Source organism: Anabaenopsis elenkinii CCIBt3563, assembly GCF_015245355.1.
Taxonomy (GTDB): domain Bacteria; phylum Cyanobacteriota; class Cyanobacteriia; order Cyanobacteriales; family Nostocaceae; genus Anabaenopsis; species Anabaenopsis elenkinii.
Window position 1 is genome coordinate 921,968 of the sequence record NZ_CP063311.1, and the last position, 21,190, is coordinate 943,157.

At 41.5% G+C, this 21,190-nt stretch carries 11 protein-coding genes; 3 read left to right on the forward strand and 8 right to left on the reverse strand.

The features are described 5' to 3' along the window. Positions 1–10: 10 nt before the first annotated feature. The 6 genes from IM676_RS04180 to IM676_RS04205 all read right to left on the reverse strand — a co-directional run bounded on the left by IM676_RS04180 (position 11) and on the right by IM676_RS04205 (position 16,476). Positions 11–4,261, reverse strand: a complete 4,251-nt coding sequence (locus tag IM676_RS04180; protein ID WP_200989052.1) for a helicase-related protein — start codon at positions 4,259–4,261, stop codon at positions 11–13. Between the two features lie 65 nt (positions 4,262–4,326). After that, complete coding sequence (locus tag IM676_RS04185) at positions 4,327–4,881, reverse strand: Uma2 family endonuclease (protein ID WP_200989053.1); 555 nt, start codon at positions 4,879–4,881, stop codon at positions 4,327–4,329. 72 nt (positions 4,882–4,953) lie between these two features. Continuing rightward, positions 4,954–8,181: a type ISP restriction/modification enzyme gene (locus tag IM676_RS04190; RefSeq protein WP_200989054.1), complete on the reverse strand. Its 3,228-nt coding sequence runs from the start codon at positions 8,179–8,181 to the stop codon at positions 4,954–4,956. 191 nt (positions 8,182–8,372) lie between these two features. Beyond that, a complete protein-coding gene (msrB, locus tag IM676_RS04195) occupies positions 8,373–8,882 on the reverse strand; it encodes a peptide-methionine (R)-S-oxide reductase MsrB (RefSeq protein ID WP_200989055.1) in 510 nt (169 codons plus the stop codon). Between the two features lie 72 nt (positions 8,883–8,954). Next, positions 8,955–14,090: an nSTAND1 domain-containing NTPase gene (locus tag IM676_RS04200; protein ID WP_200989056.1), complete on the reverse strand. Its 5,136-nt coding sequence runs from the start codon at positions 14,088–14,090 to the stop codon at positions 8,955–8,957. Positions 14,091–14,736: 646 nt separating this feature from the next. Then, a complete protein-coding gene (locus tag IM676_RS04205) occupies positions 14,737–16,476 on the reverse strand; it encodes an ABC transporter ATP-binding protein/permease (RefSeq protein ID WP_200989057.1) in 1,740 nt (579 codons plus the stop codon). Between the two features lie 135 nt (positions 16,477–16,611). On the opposite strand from IM676_RS04205, the gene IM676_RS04210 reads away from it, so the two are divergent. Together IM676_RS04210 and IM676_RS04215 are read left to right on the forward strand one after the other, a co-directional pair. Next, on the forward strand, positions 16,612–16,752 hold the full coding sequence (locus tag IM676_RS04210) for a hypothetical protein (protein ID WP_200989058.1): 141 nt from the start codon (positions 16,612–16,614) through the stop codon (positions 16,750–16,752). Positions 16,753–16,764: 12 nt separating this feature from the next. Then, on the forward strand, positions 16,765–17,559 hold the full coding sequence (locus IM676_RS04215) for an Rpn family recombination-promoting nuclease/putative transposase (RefSeq protein WP_200989059.1): 795 nt from the start codon (positions 16,765–16,767) through the stop codon (positions 17,557–17,559). Positions 17,560–17,695: 136 nt separating this feature from the next. Here the strand turns inward: IM676_RS04215 and IM676_RS04220 are convergent, their stop codons facing one another. Both IM676_RS04220 and ppsA read right to left on the reverse strand, forming a co-directional pair. Further along, positions 17,696–18,058: a putative quinol monooxygenase gene (locus tag IM676_RS04220; protein WP_200989060.1), complete on the reverse strand. Its 363-nt coding sequence runs from the start codon at positions 18,056–18,058 to the stop codon at positions 17,696–17,698. 90 nt (positions 18,059–18,148) lie between these two features. After that, positions 18,149–20,599, reverse strand: a complete 2,451-nt coding sequence (gene ppsA, locus IM676_RS04225; RefSeq protein ID WP_200989061.1) for a phosphoenolpyruvate synthase — start codon at positions 20,597–20,599, stop codon at positions 18,149–18,151. 171 nt (positions 20,600–20,770) lie between these two features. Here ppsA and IM676_RS04230 point away from each other — a divergent pair, with 171 nt between their 5' ends. Beyond that, on the forward strand, positions 20,771–21,175 hold the full coding sequence (locus IM676_RS04230) for a hypothetical protein (protein WP_200989062.1): 405 nt from the start codon (positions 20,771–20,773) through the stop codon (positions 21,173–21,175). The last annotated feature ends 15 nt before the right edge of the window (positions 21,176–21,190 follow it).

Consider the following 21,190-nt stretch of genomic DNA (forward strand, 5'->3'; position numbering starts at 1 on the left):
TAATTAGAGCTTATGCTCTCAGTAAAAACGCTGACAAATCAAGACTGAGACTAGTGGGTTTAATTCCTTCCAGAAGCAGTAAACTTAGGTTGTCAGTGTCTTCCACTAATTGGGTGACAAATTGATCATCATCTAAACGGGCTTTACTACCCTCTGTATAATTTATCAGCAGTTTTTGTACATCACCCATATATTTGTAATAACTGAGTTTTCTCAGGGTATTCTTAATTAAGGTCGGGGTTAAATTTTCCCTGGGTGGAATATTTCTCAAACGGCGCTGGATTTTATTAATACGTTCCGAGCTACTATTTAAGGTGGTTAGATTTTCTGGCTGTTGTAGTTCGGCAATGTATTGATGTTTTAATTTTACTAGCTCTTGGTATATTGACTGGGCAGATGATAGTACACTGTGGACGGAAAAAGTATTACTAATGACTGGGGTTTTCATCGCCGAGGCGATCGCCATACCATAACCGTCTTTTTCTCCCGTCTGGTCGTTCCAAAATAGGGTTTGCTGTTTTTCGGCAATAGGTTCACCATTGGGTCCGAAATATGCTAAAGTTAAAGCAGATAAACCTGTGGGTTCATTCGCCTCCCCAGTACGACGACCTATAACTATGGGGTTGGGTTGGTAGTCTTCACCTAATCTTTTTAATAGCTTACTAATTTCCTCACTGTGTAAAATCTCATTTTCTGTGTAAAAACTCAGATGAGTGGCTTGTTTTTGATAAACTTGTTCTTGGAAATGGTTCTGCTGTAATTTTCTGGCTTTAACTAAACTCTGGAGAAAGTCTACATATCCTGGTAAAATTTCATCATCAAATAAAGTATCTCCATAAATTGAATCTCGTAAACTGTTAACATGGGAGATAGTAGGGATATGGCGTTTAGTTTCTACATCAATAAACTGAGTATCCTGGTCTGCTAACTCTCCTACTAGTTTTTTATGGAGATTTGCCAGGCGTGATGCTTGTCTGAGTAATTGACTTTCGCTGTTAGCATAGTAAATATAAATATGTGCAGCTTGGTGTTTTTTCGGTCTGTCAATCCTACCGATTCTCTGTTCTAAAATCATCGGGTTCCAAGGTAAATCAATATTAATTAAATAATCAGCATCTTGGAGATTTTGACCAACAGATAGGGTTTCCGAACCAATTAATACTGTAAGTGCTTCTGCTTGGGGGTATTCTGTGGGATGTTTACAACTAGCAACAGGAGCAAATCGTTTAAATATTTCTTGACGAGTTAAAGTTACCTCTCGTCCTTGGGGTAGTTTGGCTTGACCAGGGCTAATTTTTTGGGGTTTGTCTGCACTGTTGGGGTAATATATTTTAGGAGAGCCAGTCAGCATTCCTATACCTTGAGAGGCGATCGCCTGATCTTGCGCCATATAAAGATAATAATCGATCACCGTGTCACTAAAAGTAGAAATCAGCAATACTTTCTGACCCAGCTTGACCAACTCCCTAACTTTTTGTCTGACCTGCTCCTTTTTATGGTCAATAACAAATTCATCTTGGAGCAGAGTTTGAATTTCTTGGAGTAGTTGCAAATCATTCTCACAATCTGCTAACATTTTGTGATAGATTTGCCTAGCTCTATCAGGCTGATTCTCTAAAGCTGCCGTGTTAATATCAATAGAACGTCTTAACTGTTGGCGCTTTTGTGGTTGTTCCTCCTGTGTTTCCTCCTCTTCCTCATACTCCTCATCCCAGGTTTCCCGTTCATCATCATCTAAATTTAACCAGTCAGTTTGACCTGTTGGGTTTAAATTAAATTTGTAGTGAGTTAATAAAAATTCCTTTAATCCCGCAGCGTCTGGGGAAATAGACTGTAACCGGGATTGCATTTGTGTAATCCGTCTGCTAAAATTATTGATGGTTTGGCTCAAAGCATACATACTAGATTCAGCCCGTTGGAGAAAAAACCGGCGCTGGTTACCTAGCAAGCTGCGCTGCTCCACATTACTAGTTAAATAACGAATCGGGTCAGCAAAGGGAATGTAAAGACTTGTTTCAAAATGGCCAAAAATTTGGTCTAGTGCTTCTTCCGTGGTATTTTCAAACTGTACCGGCAACCATTCCGCTATACGTTGAGCATATACATTTAAATTGCTGCTGGACTCTCGCAACATCTTTCTAGTCCGTTGCAGAAACAGTTCCTTATAAATTTGGCGAAATATCTCTGTATTATCTGTGAAGTTCCTCACCCCTGTGTCCCTTCTGGTAAACCAGTCCGTGACCTCAGCGGGTAAGTTTAAATCTTGGAAAGCTTGAGGACGACTAATAAAAGGTGAGAGAATATTATAAATGTCTTCGCGGCGGTTATTCCAGGGGGTAGCAGTTAACAGCAGAAAATGACGCTGTTTACCTAACTTGCGGTCGTTCTCCTGAATTTGCAAGCAGGTTTTGTGAATGCGGTTATTATAATTGCGGATACCCTCATGGGCTTCGTCAATGATAATTAAATCAGGACCACCGTAACGATTCAAGTTTTCTAGAAAGTTACTATCCTTACGACTCATCAAGTTTTTATTGTAGAGTTCGTAATCATGAGACTCAAAACCCAACTCCCTTAACTCCCGTTCCCAGTTGGATAAAAGTTTTTTAGCTGCAATAATCGCGATTTTAGCATCGGGGTGGTGTTGTCGATACAATCTCCCCACCGCAGCAGCTAACCGAGTTTTTCCCAAACCCACAGCATCCGCACACACAGCAACACCAAAATCTTGCATTACCCTAAGACAGTGCTGCGCTCCTGTTTTTTGGTGTTCAAATAATATACCCTGATTTAATAACTCATCCAGTAAGTCACTACCTTGTACCCGGAACTGTTGGGGGCGTTTTTTTGCTAACCAGTAAAGAAAATCATCCGGTGTCCCATGATTACCAGCTAAAATCATTTCTATGGCTGATTTAAATCCTGGTATTTCCTCAAAATCAGGAATTACTAAAGACTGGCTGACTACAGGGGGTTTTTTAGGTGTAGTGCGATAAACTCCCCTGGGGGTTTTGACCTGAAACTGAGTTAAGGGTACGGGGGGATGATCGGAGTTTACCTCAACTTCACCAATAATCTGTTGTGGTGACTGGTTGTGAATGTTCACCTTCACCAACTCATTCTCAGTCACTCCTATCTGGGTAACTTGGTCTAGATTTTTACCTATAATTTCAACAGTTGTCGTTTCACCGCAGGGGAATTTATCCGGTGTGATAGACTCAATGACTGGTTTTTGTTGTTCTTGGCGGCGTTGTCGTTCCCTTAATACTTGTTGTAAAAATTCTTGACTGAGGTCGAAACTTAACTCCTGATCTTGCCATTCTCTATCAAATTGCTGAATACTATCTAATATGTCTTTTGCGTCTAATTCATCCCAGGAGTAGAGAAAGGTCATACTTTCTGCATTTCTGGAATGTGCAGCACGGGTAAAATTATTTGAACCCTCATGTTGAATGTGGTGATCTAATTTGTCAGTGAAAATCCCCGTTTTTTTATGGTAGAGGCCTTTTCCTGAATCCATTTTAATTAGTCTGATGTGTAAAAATCCTAGTCTGACTAGTTCTGCTAATATTTCTGTTTCTGTAAAATCGCCTTCTGCTAAACCTTGGAGAAATTCTTCTAGGGTACGTTGGATAAATTGGTCGCGATCGCTCGGGTTGTAGAGTTTGTCTAATTCTGCAATATCTGTTAGTTTAGTAAAACCTTGCCAATCCATTAATAACCGGATTTGTCCCTCAGTTTCCACAATCGCGGCCAATGGTTCTTGATATAGTTTTAAAACACCGCTGTCAAAGTAAGCTGTGGAACGGCGGTAAATTTTAGTTCGTTGTAAAATATCAGTGAAAAATTGCCGATATTTATCTAAGTCAGGGGGGAGATTAAAGCGACGTTGACGACCGGGAATTTCTAAAAAGCTCCCTGCTAATAAAGCTGGTTCTGTGGTCACCCTTTCTTGATGTAGAAACTTTTCCAGAATAGATAGTTCACAGGTTCGCAACAGGGTGACACTGGGTAAATCTCCCTCTTTGATGGGGATATATTCAAATACTTTAGCTTTTTTAGGGTCTATGCGCAAAAGTTTATGGGTGGCGTTTTGATTACCCATACCTAGGAACTTAATCACGTTATGTAATGGGTTATCAGCATCCCGATGCTGGAAAACCAACCAATATTGATCATTAATTCCTTTAATCAGATTCCCTTGGGGTAGGTAGTAGGGGCGTTGTTTGCGAATTAGTTCTGGGATAAAGTTATCTAGCATAGTTAATGATTGATTTGTGGGTTAGATACCGTCAGGGGTGTAATTGGACTTGACCCCGGAGACTGTCAAAAACTTAACCAGCTAAAGACTTCTTGAACAGTGATCTTTAAATCAACCCCTGTGATCACTGGTAAGCGATCGCTATTTTTAAGTTCTTGAACTCGGCGATCGCCATCTACTACTAAAATACTTTCATCCTCACTATCAACTAACCAACCTAACTCAGTTCCATATTCAGCACAATGTAGTAATTTACTGAGAACTTGTTTATATTTCTGTTCAGGAGAGAGAATTTCAATTACCCAATCTGGATGGATTTCAAACCGATTGGCGATGCGTCCTGATGGTAACCTAGGGATGCGCTCCCAGCGAAATACCGCTATATCTGGGACAATTGCTAATCCACCAAAAATACAGCGTAGTTCTGGAAAAGCTTTAGCGATTTTCTGAGGTTTAGTAATTTGATTAATAGTTTCGCATAGCTCAATCTGCAGTTGGCTATGTTCCCCTTGAGGCATTGGTTTCTGTATAATGTGTCCATGAATCAATTCAGAAGCTGGTTCTGTTTCTGACAATTTTAAAAATTCTTCTATAGTTGTGGGTTGTGCTGTAATAGTCATAGCTTTATGCTCAAACCTCTTTCATTTTAACAGCCAACTGACGGTCAGCGCCTATCCTCAGATTTTGGGGTTCTAAACCACAGGGAAACTAGGAATAGTCTGATCAATTAACTGCATTAACTTAATAGTCTCTTGCAGCGCCACCACTACACGCTGATAATGTAGAATATCTTCATCATTTAGGGTGCGTCCTTTCCTGTCTTTCAGCCATTTTTGACAAACTTGATAACCACCAATATAAAAGTTCCACACCTGTTCTGGTACTCCTGTGAATTTATCCCCTTTTTTATTGATGACTACCGCACCTTGAATATATTTAGGATGTCCTGGATCTACTATTTGACCTCCGCCATTTTCTGTAAATTGGGTAATCAGGTTATTTAATTGGGGTGATTTCATTAGATGTAGTGCTACTAATTCTTGTCCATATTCTGCAAGTTGACAAAATAACTCATTGTTGCTGGTGAGGGGGACGCGGGGGAAGTCGATTTTGAGAAATTCGGCGTAACGGGTGCGGTAGGTGGGACTGTGGAAGATGGCGTATATATAATAAAATATGGTTTCTGCTGTGGGGAGATAACCAAGGTTTGTTTCTATTTTGTTGAGGAAGTCTTGTGAAAAGTTGGGGCGTTTTTCTTGTTGGAGTTCTTGGGGGTTGGTTGTGTCGGGGTAAAGGTAGAGGGGGAAGCATTGGTTAGCTTCCCTGCTAGTTGTTGAAATAACACAATCATTTACAGGAGTAATTGATACAAAACAATGTCGATAACCTATATTAGACTGTTGACGAGAAGAAAGTAAACATAAATTATCCTTACCTGCAACATGATTAATCAATTCACGTCTGGGTCGATCTATTATTGCTATACTATAATAACAGTAACGCCAATCAAAAGGACGATATAAACAGGTAATGATTTTTGATTGCCAATTATTATCAGCTTTAATTTTTGTCCGTGCTTCCTTTAATTTCCAATCTCGATTATCTTTTATATCATATTTCCGGGAGTATTCCTCATCAGAAAGTTTCTCATCTCGCATTTCGTTAAATCTTTGATAGATTTTATCTGGTTCAAAATCAATCGCAAAATGATCTCGATGAGTTTGAAAGCCTAGCACATTAACAGCCATAATATCAGTAATCTTAAAATACCGTTCATACTCCCCTAACAAATCCCTATCTTGAGGAATGAATAGATAAAAAGGAGATTGGGCGTTAATTACCTGAAAACTTGTAGACTTAACCGTATTTTCAGTTAACACCTGATACTTATCTGACCTTAAACCATATAAATGAGCATGATTAATATATCTATCCTCTCCCTTAATCGCGAAAGTAATACTTACCCCTTGCTGAATATCAAAAACATTCTCATCCTTACTTCCATCTATCCCCGTTTCCTTCTTCTTACTATTCCCATGTAAATCATAAATGTAAATTTGATCAAAACTTTTAATTAAATGCTGACGCATTCCCCTAAAAGTAGGATTATCCAAGAACCCATGATTACTAATAAATCCTAATATCCCTCTTTTGCTTTCATCAATCCGCCATTGTGCAAACCTGATAAACTTGACATAATCATCCTGTAACCATTTGGGGTTTTTCTCACCCAATGGTTTACCATCTACAAAATAGTAGTCATTAACTAACTCTTTAATCCAAGGGTTATTATTCTCCGAGTGTCCTGAATAAGGAGGATTACCAATCACCACCATAATCGGTTCCTGTTTTTTAACCCTTGACCCATCCCGCGCTTCCTGTGCGATTAACTCCTCCATTTGGGGAATAGCTAAATTTAACTGCTGGGTTTCCTCCCTTAACCTCACATCCTCCAAGGTATTAATCAAATAAACCCCCAACCGCACCCCACCATCAAACTTATATCCCGTCTCCTCCAAAAACAAACCCAACTTGAGATGACAAATTGCATAGGGAGCCATTAACAACTCAAAACCGAATATCCTCGGTAATAACCTCTCCTTAACATACCCAGACCATGACCGCTCAACTAAACCCGCAGTCATAGTTTCCCCTGACTCCTGAAACCGTTGATAAATAAGTTGACATATCCATAACAAGAATGTCCCAGTACCACAAGCAGGGTCAAGAATCATTACCTCTGGGTCTGCTAACCCCAAAGGTTTATTAAATTTCTCCTGTACCAAAATATCTACAGACCGCACCATATAAGAAACCACCGGTTCCGGTGTGTAGTACACCCCCCGACGTTCCCGCATTTGTGGTTTATATGCTGCTAAAAAGTCTTCATAGAACCGAATTACAATATCTTCCCGGTTCATCTTCATCTCAAAGTCAGAGAGAATCGCTTCCATTTTAGCAGCCCGGAGGACACCAAAAATCTCAGCAATTGCCCCAATTAACTCATCACCTAACTCTGAAGCTGTCCGCTTTGATATGTCTTCAAATAGTTGACGCAAGAAAGGATTAGTTTCTGGTAACTGTTTCCAAGCTGTTTTTCTATCAAACAGGGTTTGTTGATTGCGTCCTTGTTTCCTATCTTTGACATAACCAAACACCCTAGCGGTAAATAAAGCATAGGCGATGGTTTGAGCGTAGATATCAGCAAAGCTGTAATCTTTGTCGTTATCGGAACTGAGTTTTAATGAGGGTAGTAATTCCCGTTGAAAGCTCTTTAGTAGGTTGTGTAAATACCCGGTTTCTGATTCTTGGTGGTAAACTTGTGGGATGATTTGCTCAATTACCCGCGCTGATTTAGCTAATAGTTGGGCTAATTCCTGGGATGTCTGAATAGGGTCATAAAATACCCACTCTACTAGGGGAACAGGGGTAGAGGTTAAATTATCAACTGCTATGGGTAATTCAGTTTGAGTGAGTCGTTTTAACCTTGGGACTAACTGACTATCACCCCAGTTAAAGGTTTGGATCTGTGTTTGACGTAAACCTCCTTCTGTGGGAAGTATAAAAGCTACCCGTCCTGATGCTTGGGGACTGGGTAACAGTAAATACATCACAGGTTGGGCTTCAAAGATGCGGTTAGTATAATGACCGTAGATTTCTTGTTGCTGTGCGGGGGAGGTGAAAAACTGCTTCGCCTCGGTGTCTGTCATCCCTGTAAGCTGTGGATAAAATCCCACTGCTATGGGGGAGGTTTCCTCAGCTTCTGATTGGTTATTACCGGGGTGTAGATACCAAAACCGTGAACCCTCTGGGTCAAGCTTTTTTAAGGGATATCCTAACAGTTGCTGTAGTGCTTCAACTCGACTATCTGGGTCTGGGTTGTTGATGAGTGGTTGCAACTGTTGTGATATAGCTTTCATGGTGCGGTCGGGTAACTGTTGATACGGTAGCAATCAGGGTAAAGGATTTGCTATTGATAAATTATACTATAGTTGGTTGAGTGATGTTACAATTATTAATACTCAGTATACCCCTTCCCCTAACCCCATCCCCTCTGGAAAGGAGGGAGAATTTTAGCATCTCCCCTTGACCCTTTCCCCAGCTTAGGACATTAAGCCGGGACAAAATTCATGGCGACACCGTTCATACAATAGCGCTTACCGGTGGGTGCTGGACCATCATCAAACACATGACCCAGATGTCCACCACAGTTACTACAATGTACTTCGATTCTAGTCATAAAAAATGACCGGTCCACAGTAGTGGCGATCGCACCTTCAATTGGTTGGAAAAAGCTCGGCCAACCAGTACCACTGTTAAACTTAGTATCAGATGTAAACAGTGCTTGTCCGCAACCAGCACAGACAAAAGTACCCTCTTCATATTGCTTATCTAGGGAGCTGCTAAAAGCCGGTTCAGTACCATGTTTTCGTAAAACGCGAAACTGTTCCGGCGTTAAAATACTGCGCCACTCTTCTTCAGGTTTAGTAATTGCAAACTGGCTTTTAGAAGTCGTCATGGTTTTGGAATCCCCCCCATAAAAGATACTAAATAAATTGCGTGATAAAACTACAGTGCCGACAATTGCGGTACTACCTTCTAAAAAATAGCGTCTGTTCATGATCTCTATTGTAACCTAAGCAATTTTGGCCATACAGCCTGAAATAGCCACTATTTACTAGTCAAAACAAAACTAGTCAAAACAAAGTTCATACTCTTGTGTGGTCACATCAGGGTTAGTTTTGAGATAATCACCCAGGCGATCGCAAGCATTGCTCACCAGCTGATTGAGTTTTAATGTTTGCAATTCTACCTCCTTTAGGTTCCACAATTTAATCGTGGCATCCCTACCCGCAGAAGCTAGCTTAGTACCGTCAGGACTAAAACTAACCGTGTGAGCACCCCGGTTATGAGCAAAGAAGGTTTTTAACAACATCGCATTAGTAATATTCCAGAGTTTGATAGTACCATCATCGCTAGCTGAGGCCAAAACTTTGCCATCGGGGGAGAAACTAACATGAAGTACTAAACCAGTATGGCCTTTGAAGGTGTGAACTAGTGAACCGTCTAACCTCCACAGTTTAACTGTTTTATCATCACTAGCTGAAGCAATAGTTTTACCATCGGGAGCAAAATTAATCCTCCATATACTAGCGTTATGACCTGAAAAAGTTTTCAACAGGCGACCGTCTAAGTCCCAGAGTTTAATAGTTTTGTCCACACTAGCAGAGGCGATAAATTTACCGTCGGGGCTAAATTTGACATTAGTTACCCAACCCTTATGACCGGAAAGAGTTTGTAGCAGCTGACCGTCGCGACTCCAGAGTTTAATAGTTTTGTCTACACTAGCAGAGGCCAGGATTTGCTCATCAGGGCTGAAAGTTACACTCGTGATCCAACTATTATGTCCCTTCAGGGTATGCAGTAAAGTCCCATCTCGTTGGCGAATCTCGATACTGTGGTTTGCACGTCCCAAGGCTGCTATATTTTGATCCCTAGTCAAGCCAACACTGCTAACATCTTCTATGGGGGAGGGTAATGTTTCCAGTAATTGACCGTCCAAGTTCCAGGTTCTCATAGTCTTGTCATCACCCATGGAGGTGATAGTATTGCCATCGGCGGTGAAGCTGATTTCATTCACACTACCTTGATGTCCATAGAAAATTCTGGGTAAATTTCTTCTCAAGTCCCATAATCTGATAGTATTGTCATCACTAGCTGAGGCTAGTCTGCGGCTATCTGGGCTAAAACTCAGACTGTTAACCTCATGGCTATGTCCTTGTAAAGTATCTAATAAGTCACCAGCACGAGACCAAAGTTTAATAGTTTGATCACGGCTCACAGATGCTATGATTTTACCATCGGGAGAAAACCTGACTTGTCGGACTCCCAGAGTATGCCCTTCTAGAGTTCTGAGTAAATTACCATCGCGACTCCAAAGTTTAATTGTATATTCATTGGTCGCTGAAGCAATTGTTTGGCCATCGGGGCTAAAACTGACATCCCACACTTCTTTGGTACTTGCGGGCAAAGTTGATAACAAACGACCATCCAAACTCCAAAGTCTCACCGTCCCGTCATCACTAGCTGAAGCAATGGTATCACCTTCTGGTGCAAAGCTGACGCTATTGACACTGCGGCTATGTTCTCTAAAATTGAGGAGCAATTTACCCTCACGGCTCCATAATTTGGCAGTCTTATCAGTGCTACCACTGATTAATAACTCACCATCCGGTGAGAACTTGACGCTATTTACTCCACCTTGATGGTCTGTGAGAGTTGTGATTAACTTGCCATCACGACTCCAGATTTTAATGGTATTATCACTACTACCAGAAGCAAGTACTTGACCATCCGGTGAGAAACTGACGCTGTTAACTTCACCTTGATGGTCTGCGAGAGTTGCTATTAAACTGCCATCACGATTCCATATTTTAATACTGTTATCAGCATAACCCGCAGCCAATATTTGACCATCCGGTGCAAAACTAACACTAGTCACCCAGGAATTATGAGTTAACCGATGACGTTCCTGAGTGGTATAAAGTGCTTGTTGTAGGATCATTGCAGTTTGAGCTTGAATATTACTCGGGATTCCATAGGTGTTTTTTTGCACTTCCCTACCTGCTTGGAGTCCGGTGACTAATGCTTCTAACTCCTGATGGGAAAACAGAAAGTTTTGTGACAAAGCATTTAAGGCCTGTATCTCTCGTAACTGGGCTTTTTGACCTTGTTGGTAAGCTAAAACAGCCAACCCAAAAGCAGTCAGTCCCAGAATGCTCATAATCCCCACTGTTCTTTGAGCTTTTCGCAGTCGATTTTTTTCTATTTGTTCTTGGCGTTGTCTTTCTAGTAAACAAGCTTGAATAAAACCTTGGACATCAATAGATATCTCGTCACTGTAATTGAGATAAATTTCTTCAGCTTCCGCCAGGCGAACACCTTGTAAGAGAAAATCAGGCTGTTGATTGTTATTCTTCCACAAAGCTGCCGCTTGGGCAATTTGACGACGCGATCGCAACAGCGCCCGATTTTCCTCCAACCACCAGCGCAACCTTGACCAATGGCGAATCAGCACCTCATGGGCCACTTCTATAGTTACAGCAGCACAATGGGGGGATGAGGCAGAAATTTCGCCTTCTTCTTCCCTCACCTCCTCCCACACCGCTGTATCTTCTTCCAAATTCACTACTACCAGCTTGGCAGCAATTAACACTTGTAATGTTCTTTCTACCAATGCAACCGGGTATTTTTGCACAATTAGCTCAGATTTTAGTACCCGTCGCCTGGTATCTTCCGTACCCTCACCCAACTGTGTCAGCGACAGAAAAATCCACCGCGCACACTCTTGAGCTTCCGCATCTAAACTACTATAAACCCCTTGAGCTTTACTTTCCAACGCTCCTTTAATTCCGCCCAAATGCTGTTGGTAAGCTTGTAAAGTAATCGCACCATTTTCGCGATATTCCCACAACTGTTCCAGAACAAATTGTAACAGTGGTAAATTTCCTGGTGATTGGTGTAACTCCTGTACCAGCACTTCTACTAATTCCGCCTCAACTGTTAAACCAACTTGTCGCCCCGGGTTAATAATCACACGTCGGTACTCTTCTTCAGTCAAGCAGGGAGTTAACAGCACACTTGACTGTTGCAATAACTTCGCCAATATTGGTACTTCTAAACAGGGGGCGATAAAATCAGCCCGCAAAGTAATAATTAATTTAAACTTATCTGGGACAAGTTCCAGCGCCCCTAGGACGACTGCTAAAAAGCGTTGTCTATCTTCACCAGATGCAAGAGTAAATAATTCTTCAAATTGGTCTACTACCAAAATTACCATTGGTTCTAAGCGTTGACCTATCCACTCAGCAAAGGCTTCTCTCCCCTGGGACAACATCCCTTCTAATACCACCTGCTGGTAAGCTTTTTCTCTTTCCGTACCGTTATCTATTAAGCTCCGTGCTAAAGCTAGCAGGGGGTTAGCGCCAGGGCGACAGCTTCTGATCCACCAGTCTTCACTACCTAGTAATAGTTTACCTTGTCGCAGTTGGGCGATTAATCCCGCCTGTACTACCGAAGATTTACCACTACCGGAGGCTCCCACAACCGCAATAAATGACTTTTCCCCCAAGTCACTTATGAGCTGCTGTACAACCAGTTCTCTACCGTAAAAATACTGAGCGTCTTGTTCCCGAAAAGCCCGTAACCCCCGGTAAGGACAAAGCCCTAAATCAATAGCTGCTGTTGACTGTTTCCCTGTATTCCCCATGGGTATAATTTCAATTACACCTTGGGCGGCCGATAACCAGAGGTGTAGAGGTAAGTCCTGGTGACAAAATAATTGTAATTGGGTAATCCAAGCCGCCGCTGATAGACTACCCTGGGGTAGGGCTGCTTCTAAGGTGGAGTGCAGGGCTTGGGCAAATTTTTCGGGATGATTTTTAGGGGAAGCTGCCGCAATTATACATTGCCCTTGCTCAAATCCTAGTTGTAAATCTTCTACCCAATCTTGTATGTTTGAGTGCTCATTTACACCCATAGGGCAATCTAAAATGATAATTTGTTGAGTATAGGTTGAACGCCTCAGTTCTTGTCTCAACCAAGAACGACTCAGTCGGGTATTTTCTCCTAGAATTAAGGCCGGTTCACCAGCTTGAGTTTCTTCGAGTCGCCCACGTAAATATAACAGCACGGTAGGAAAAACTCTCGGATGGTTGGGCGGTACTGCTTCTGTTGTTTGTAAACAAGTTTGAATAATAAAGTGTAAATCTTTACTGCTATCTTCTATGGAGCCAGTCCAATACTCTAACTCAAAACCACCCACACCCCGGAATAATTTACTTACAGCTAGGGTGGTTTGATTTGTCGCCAGTCCCTCGATGATTAATGCTTGTCGGGGAGAGGGGGATTCTACAAAGGCTGGTTTTAACCCCAGAATTACTTCCCCCACTCCTTCCACAATACGCTTGGGTGTTTGCTGGGGATATTCTGAATACAGATGAGTGTCGCCTCTACTTTTGTTTTGCTGATTAATCAGTCGTAATTGCTGGTTAGTCTCCTGAATGTATTGGGTGGTTTGATAATAAACATATCTGTAAAGTCCATCCGCATCAATTAAACCTTGGGGATCAGCCGCTTCTCCACGCAACCCACGCATTAAGTAATAAGTAAATACCCCATGTCCCAGTTCGGGGAACTCCCAGGATTGTTGATTATGATCACACGAAAGTAAGGCATAGAATCCTTTACTCTGTTTTGCTCGTTGACGCAATAATTCCACCATCTGGGATGTGGGGTTGAGTAACGATTGTGTAGTTATATTACTTCTAGAATTGCGGAATGTGAGACTACCACTATGACAAGCATCTAGCCAGACTAACTGAGTTTGCGCCTGACTATTTCCCAACATCTGCAACACTTCCTGTAAAGCTAAACCTGTGTTGAGTAGGTCTTCTGTTTGAGTATCTGCTAGACACAAAAATGCTTGTTGTGAATTCGATTCTAGCATCCCATGTCCAGAAAAATAAAATAAAATTGTGTCTTGTGGTTGAGCAGTCTCCGTAATTTGCCTTAAGCTACTACGCAGTGTTGAGAGAGTCGGTATTTCGGAAGTTAAATCATGGTGAACCCTCTGGGTTGTCTGGGTCAGTCCTTGGCTAGCGTCGGTTAAAGCTGCTGCTAAACCTTGACAATCAACAGCTGAGTAGCGTAGTGAGGGTAGTCTCTTGTCTTGGTATTTGTTTACTCCTACCAACAACAGCCAAAAATTTGCCTCTGCCTTTTTTAGGATATGGGTTAAGTGACTGGTAGTGATACCGAGTGGAGACATTTTAAATTTTCTGGTTAACTACTAAGGTCTAAATAACAGTATAAATAAATGCTTGTTTACAGTCCCCCGCCAGCTAGCTAAATTACAGTTGAATTTTTCCTGCTGATGGTACGGAATGACAAGATTAGTCTCTCCCGTTGATTGTGGGATGCAGCCATAGTAATATGACTTCAGCAGTAGCTACTGCCGCGAGCTAAAGGGTATTGTGTTTATCTTAATACTTATTGGCGAATTATTGCAGTATTTTGGGTGATTTTCAGAAGCGGGAGGGTCAAAATTGCATACATTCATCGGGTAAGGAGAAAAAAACGCCAAATTGGCGACATTAATAGAATTTTATTTGTTAAAGTATTGATTGTAAAAGACTTGTGGGCTTTATATCCAAGCATTATTACACTTCATGAGCATTAACTGCGGTACTAATTCCGATACTTCTGTTAATTCTGCTCTATGACTTGAAGATTGCTGCTAGATTTTCTGTAGTGATCTCGACCCATCCCTTCTTCTCGCAAAAGGGACAAGTAGAATCATAAGTCCTTGTTGATTTACTCCTATCTATACCTCGTTCAACTATGATGTGAACGAGGTTTTTTCAACATGAAATCACTTGAAGAAAAATTTAAGAATTTTTCTGATGTGTGAAAAATTAACTAAAAGCATTGAAATTCATGGTATATTCAGACATGGGTAAAAACCGCCAATTAGAGCTACCATCGAGTTCTAACACATACTCATGATATTGCAATAGACTAGGGCGGTGTCCCACACTAATTAATGTAGTTTCCTTGGCTTTGAGTTGTTCATACAGCTTCTTCTCATTGGCTAAATCCAACGCACTTGTAGCCTCATCTAGGATGACATACCTAGGTCTAGTTAGTAGGAGTCGCGCAAAGGCTAGGCGCTGTTGTTCTCCTAAAGACAGAAGATTGGCCCAATCTAACTCAATTTCAAAGCCACCAAATCTTTCTGGTAAATCTGGTAAGTTCACCTCTTCTAAGACATGACGCATTTTACTTTCGCTGATATCATTGTCAGGGTTGGGGTAAAGTAGCTGACTGCGCAACGAACCTAGAACCATATAAGGACGTTGGGGTAAAAACATGATTTCCGATAAAGCAGGACGGATAATTTGACCAGTCCCCGCATTCCATAATCCGGCGATCGCCCTTAATAAAGAACTCTTACCACTACCACTATTCCCCACAATTACCAGACCCTCACCGGGTTGTAAGCTAAATGGTAAATCCCGAACTAAAGTGCGTTCATAGTTGGGGGTCAACAGGGTCACACGACGCAACGCCAGCTGAGAATCTTCTGTGACATCAATAGTGGTCATTCCTGAGGGGGGTTGGTTTGTGGTTTCCAGCACTTCGGCTAAGTCCCCCATCCGTTCAATCCCAGCTGCAAAAGCTGTTAAATTTTCAAACTGACTGACTACCACAGATAAAGCCCGGAAAATCTGACTAAAGGCGATCGCAGCTTGGGTAAATGTCCCAAATTCAGTATCACCCGCAAAGTAAATCGGTGCAATCACCAAATAAGGAAGTGCTGAAACAAAATAATTATAGCTGGTGGTAAAAAAGCCTAAATTACGTTGCCAATTTATCAACAACTCAAAGTTACTAACTGCTTTGAGAAAACGCTGTTTTAGCTGTAGTATTTCTTCAGGTTCACCTTGATAAAAAGCGATGGATTCGGCATTATCCCGCACATGAACCAACCCATAACGGAAATCAGCCTCGCGTTTGAGTTGATTAAAATTAATGCCAATTAACCTTTGACCGAGCCAAGCCGTTACCACCGTCCCAAATATAGCATATACAACCAGAGCCACCGATAGGGAAACAGAAATAGATAATAAAACCCCAGTAAAAGAGATTAAGGTGATAACTGATGTCAGAATCAGTAAGGAAAAAGATAAACTAGTCCGGGTAAATGATCTAATATCCTCTGCAATCCGCTGGTCTGGGTTGTCAATTTTCTGATTGAAATTAATTTGGTAATACGCGCGATTTTGGAAGTATTTATCAATAAAATGGTTTGTCAACCACTCCCGCCATTGTAAACCCAATTTGTCTTGCAGATAGCCAAACATGACAACAATGGGAGTACCAACGACTAATAGCCCCGCATAAATGGTAATAAATCGCCAAAAAGTTGATGTATCTTGCGTTTGGGGAAAAGTAGCTAAAGCAGTATCAACATTCCGGAAAATAAAGCTAATACTGACATTAATACCATTAACAGCTAGTGCCAATAGTAGCAACAATCCTAGTAATCCCCTAGCTTGCCATTTTTTTTCCGAAAACCAGTAGGGTTTGGCTAGCTTGAGAAATTTTTGCCACAATTGAGGGTCTAATCGTTTTGGTGGGGTTATTGTACTCATTGCCAAGTTTAAGAACATCTAATAGTAATTCTGTATGACAATCTGGCAAAGTGAAAACCGTAAAACACGCTTAAACACAGATACCCATTTAAATTGTAGTCTGGAGATTTCAAAGTTAAGTGGTACACGCAATTCTTGAGGTATCTGCATATCCAGGAAGGTAAAAAGCAAATAGCCCTCAAGCTAGGAGAAGGGATGACAATAGAAGCGATCGCGCGAGTTACCGGATTATCTGTAGAATTAGTACAAAAATTACAGCAAGAATACCAGCCATGATAGAATTTGGTGATGTTTGACAACATCTGTAAATTCATCGCGGAAACATTTACCACCGACTTAGCAACATGGCTATTAGGGAAACCTGTAGACTTAACCCAGTTAAGTCCCAAAGAACTATCTAGTGAGCCTATCCGTGCTGATGCTCTGATTTTACTGCAATCAGAGGAGACAATTCTACATCTAGAATTCCAAACCCAGCCAGATGCGTCCATTCCCTTCCGGATGGCGGATTATCGCCTGCGAGTGTATCGCCGCTTTCCCCAAAAAAGTATGCAGCAAGTAGTGATTTATTTAACAGAGACTAAATCACCAGAGGTATATAAAGACAGATTTAAAATTGACAGCTTACAACATGAATTTAAGGTAATTCGGCTGTGGGAACAACCAACAGAAGTATTTTTAGGGAGTGCAGGATTACTACCATTCGCAGTGCTAAGTAATACTAATAATCAAGCCACAACATTACAAAGGGTAGCTGATGAAATCAACAAAGTAGCTGACAAGAGAATGCAAAGTAATCTCACAGCATCCACAGCAGTTTTAGCTGGGTTAGTATTGAAGCAAGAAGTGATTCAACGCTTATTACGGCAGGATATTATGCGCGAATCAGTGATTTATCAGTTGATTAGAACTGAAGGGAAACAAGAGGGTATACAACAGGGTATCCAACAGGGTATACAGGAAGGTAAAAAGCAAATAGCCCTCAACTTGCTAGGAGAAGGGATGACAATAGAAGCGATCGCGCGAGTGACCGGATTATCTTTAGAAGTAGTACAAAAATTACAGCAAGAATACCAGCCATGATAGAATTTTGTGATGTCATTAAACATCACAAAATTCATCGCGGAAACATTTGCCACCGAGTTGGCTAGGGTGTAGTATAACAGGACAATAGCCATATTGCCTTCAACAAAGCCCATTAATTAGCCTTGGGGCTTTGTCAACGTCTAAAACCATACTCAAGAGTAAAAAACTGCGGCTTCAATTCGGCTAAGGGTTCCCTGAGTTTACTTAGTTCGGCTTCTGGTCCGTGAATTTCCAAACGAGTCAGCTGGGCAATCTTCAGAGCTTCTTCGAGTAATGAACCAACATTATCAAGATGAGTTAGCAGTCCCTCTGCATCTTCATAGCCTTCACGACAGTGAACTTGGTCTTGATCAAAACTAAATCCATAATAGAGACACCTAGATTCCTCACTAGTTTGTTTGACAAACTGCTCACACAAATCCTTGAAAGCGTCTAGCTTACCACTATTAACTTTGAAGTAGGGGACAATGGTACAGCATTTATCTTGAGTGGACATAAATTTCTTGTGGTAATTGTTAACGTGGTTATCTACATGAAATTAGATTTACCACATCTTTAAGCAAACTTATTGGGTTCGATGCCAATTCTAGATATTTTCTTCTACCTTTGCTATCTCCAATAGCGTCTTTAAAACCGAATCGGGATTAAGACTAATAGAATCAATTCCTTCTTCCACTAAAAACCGGGCAAATTCTGGGTAATCGCTGGGTGCTTGTCCACAAATGCCGATTTTACGCTGCTGCTTTTTAGCGGTTTGTATAGCCATTTTCACCATTTCCTTAACTGCTGGGGTGCGTTCGTCAAACAAATGTGCTACTAATCCCGAATCTCTATCTAATCCTAGAGTTAGCTGGGTTAAGTCATTGGAACCGATAGAAAAGCCATCAAAAACTTGTGCAAACTCCTCAGCCATAATCACATTACTAGGTAACTCAGACATGACATAAACCTGTAAGCCATTGACACCCTGTTTGAGATGATTTTTTGCCATTTCCGCCAACACTAAACGCCCCTCATCGGGAGTGCGACAGAAAGGAATCATGGGAATGACATTAGTCAAACCCATATCATCACGCACCCGCTTGATGGCCTGACACTCCAGAGCAAAACCTTCTCTGTAACCCGGGTCATAGTAACGTGATGCACCGCGCCAACCCAGCATGGGGTTTTCTTCCTTCGGTTCAAACTGCTGACCGCCTAAGAGATTAGCATATTCATTGGTCTTGAAATCTGACATTCTCACAATTACTGGCTTAGGATAAAAAGCCGCAGCAATTCTACCTATACCCTGGGCTAATTTATCGACAAAATACTGGGGTTTATCTTCGTAAAGGGCGGTAATTTGATTAATTTTGGTTTTGACAAATTCATCTTCTAACCTGTCATAGTGAATCAAGGCCATAGGGTGAACTTGGATGTGGTTAGCAATAATAAATTCTGTCCGGGCTAAACCTACGCCATCATTGGGAATTGCAGATAAACTTAATGCTTCTTGGGGGTTACCCACATTCATTAAAATTTGGGTACGGGTCCGAGGTAAGTTTTCTAAAGCAACTTCTTTGATTTCAAAGGGTAACAAGCCATGATAGACTTTACCTTCATCACCCTCGGCGCAAGAGATAGTGACTTCTTCACCGGTTTTTAATACTTTTGTAGCATTACCACATCCCACAATTGCGGGTACTCCCAATTCTCGCGCAATAATCGCCGCGTGACAGGTGCGCCCACCAGCATTAGTAATAATCGCCCCGGCGCGTTTCATAATTGGTTCCCAGTCTGGGTCTGTTCTCTGTGTTACTAATATGTCTCCTGGTTCAAACTGTTCAATCTTATTGACATTTAAAATTAGCTTGACTTTACCTTGAGCAATGGCTTCGCCAATGGCGCGACCAGTCACTAGGGGTTGGGGGGGGGTGGCTTGTTTATCGGTTGTGAGTAAATGATAGCTGCGTAAGATATTCCCTGTTTTCTGTGATTGGACTGTTTCGGGACGGGCTTGGACAATGAATAATTGATTAGTAATACCATCTTTAGCCCATTCAATATCCATGGGGGAGTAATTACCGTTGGCTTGGGTATAGTGGTCTTCTATTAAACAAGCCCAATGTGCCAGTTGGAGAATTTCGTTATCACTGAGGGCAAATTGACCTTGTTCTGTTTCCGGAACTGGGACATTTTTTGTATGTTTTGAGCCATCATCATAAATCATTTTTAGCTCTTTGCTGCCCAATTTCTTATCGATGATGGGGCGAAAACCTGCTTTTAATGTCGGTTTAAATACGTAGTATTCATCGGGGTTGACGGTTCCTTGAACTACGTTCTCTCCTAAACCGTAGGCGGCGTTAATTAGTGCTGCATCTTTAAAGCCGGTTTCGGTGTCAATGGAGAACATGACCCCGGAGGTGGCTAGGTCGGAACGAACCATTTTTTGAACGCCGACGGTCAAGGCAATGCTAAAGTGGTCAAATCCCTTGGTGTGGCGATAGGAAATGGCGCGATCTGTAAATAAGGATGCAAAGCAACGATGACAAGCTGCTAGCACTCCCTCGACACCGACAACATTTAAGTAGCTTTCTTGCTGTCCTGCAAAACTGGCGTCGGGAAGGTCTTCGGCGGTGGCGCTAGAACGAACAGCTACATCTGTAGCTGTATGATATTTCTCACATAATTTTAGGTAAGCGGTGGCGATCGCTTCCCGTAAGTCTTGAGGAAACGGTGTTTCCATCACTAGCAATCGGGCTTTTTTCCCTCGTGCTTTTAAATTTGTGACATCTTCAACATCCAAGTCAGCAAACAGTTGACGTAATTTGGCTTCTAACCCTGCTGAGGCGATGAAATAGCGATAAGCGTAGGCGGTGGTAGCAAATCCCGTAGGGACGTTCACCCCTTGATGTGTCAGTTGTTGAATCATTTCCCCTAGTGAGGCATTTTTCCCACCTACTAGGGGTATATCACTAATACCAATTTCATCAAACCAGAGAATGAGCGATCGCGCTTTATCAGATTGAAGCAATGTATTTTCAAATACTGTAACCATCTGTATTACCTCTTAAGTAGACGCTCTGGTTGTCAGTGATTGCTAAAATATTTTTCCCATGTTCAATTTTATCCTTAATACTTGGTATTGTGCTATTGGATGCAACAATATAGTTAGGAAAATTAAATTTTCGAGATAATAGCCAGAGCAAAATTGTATATTCATCACACAATGTCACAACTAGAAAGACTACTTCAAATGGCTGAAGATGAGCTAACCCAGTACAGTACTGATGCGCGCAAAATTGAAAAAATGCGCCGTAAAATTGGTTTATCTGTATCCATTGGGGAACAAAGGCAAATTAAAGCCCAACTACTAGCCACCATGAAGTCTAGTATTATTACTAATATTGTCGAAGAACAAAGGCAAGCAGTAGCTTTACCATTTTGGGGAATTGCTGGATTAGGTTTATTATTCGGAATTTCTCTTAATCAACCCCTACTGTTATTAACAGGTTTACTAGGGAGTGTAGCAGCCTTCCGAATCCAAAAGTGGGGATGGCAATTACAAGCCAAGCGTTTATTATTACAAACCTTGGAAGATATTGAGGCGCGGGTATCCCCACCCAGCAACTAAAGCCGAGCCATCAAT

Excerpts from the sequence above, each read along its gene's own strand:
- IM676_RS04190 (WP_200989054.1), bottom strand. The coding sequence starts at position 8,181 with ATGAAAGCTATATCACAACAGTTGCAACCACTCATCAACAACCCAGAC.
- IM676_RS04200 (WP_200989056.1), bottom strand. The coding sequence starts at position 14,090 with ATGTCTCCACTCGGTATCACTACCAGTCACTTAACCCATATCCTAAAA.
- msrB (WP_200989055.1), bottom strand. The coding sequence starts at position 8,882 with ATGAACAGACGCTATTTTTTAGAAGGTAGTACCGCAATTGTCGGCACT.
- IM676_RS04215 (WP_200989059.1), top strand. The coding sequence starts at position 16,765 with ATGTTTGACAACATCTGTAAATTCATCGCGGAAACATTTACCACCGAC.
- IM676_RS04180 (WP_200989052.1), bottom strand. The coding sequence starts at position 4,261 with ATGCTAGATAACTTTATCCCAGAACTAATTCGCAAACAACGCCCCTAC.
- ppsA (WP_200989061.1), bottom strand. The coding sequence starts at position 20,599 with ATGGTTACAGTATTTGAAAATACATTGCTTCAATCTGATAAAGCGCGA.
- IM676_RS04220 (WP_200989060.1), bottom strand. The coding sequence starts at position 18,058 with ATGTCCACTCAAGATAAATGCTGTACCATTGTCCCCTACTTCAAAGTT.
- IM676_RS04205 (WP_200989057.1), bottom strand. The coding sequence starts at position 16,476 with ATGAGTACAATAACCCCACCAAAACGATTAGACCCTCAATTGTGGCAA.
- IM676_RS04230 (WP_200989062.1), top strand. The coding sequence starts at position 20,771 with ATGTCACAACTAGAAAGACTACTTCAAATGGCTGAAGATGAGCTAACC.
- IM676_RS04185 (WP_200989053.1), bottom strand. The coding sequence starts at position 4,881 with ATGACTATTACAGCACAACCCACAACTATAGAAGAATTTTTAAAATTG.